The 293-nt window shown below is 58.0% G+C and carries 1 pseudogene; it reads right to left on the bottom strand.

Features of this window, described 5'->3' with window-relative positions:
- Positions 1-278, bottom strand: a pseudogene (locus MUW49_RS18125) (ISL3 family transposase); the annotation flags it as partial.
- Positions 279-293 lie beyond the last annotated feature (15 nt).

The following is a 293-nucleotide window of genomic DNA, read 5'->3' as shown; positions in this document are numbered from 1 at the left end:
GGGAGCCAGTCGATATGTTCACTGACGCGACCACAGCGCAGACAGTCGACGCGGCGAACAGGCAGTTGTAACCAGACTTGTCGGTCAAATAGGTCTCGCTCACGCACCCGGCGGATACGTTGGTCGTGGATCAATGGCGTGGGTTGTAGGCATCGGCGACAACGGGGCAAGAAGTCGGCGCGAGGCTCAAGGGTAAACAGGGTGTGATGGTTGGCAGAAAGCGCTTGGGCGATGACGGTATAACCTGGCCAGAAGGAGGCAATATCAATATGATGCACGGCGACAGCAGGGTG

The sequence above is a fragment of the Aeromonas sp. LsrichE-8G genome (assembly GCF_022869435.1).
GTDB classification, from domain to species: Bacteria; Pseudomonadota; Gammaproteobacteria; order Enterobacterales; family Aeromonadaceae; genus Aeromonas; species Aeromonas caviae.
The sequence above is the reverse complement of the archived record's forward strand: the minus strand, read 5'-3'. Positions and strand labels throughout refer to the sequence as shown.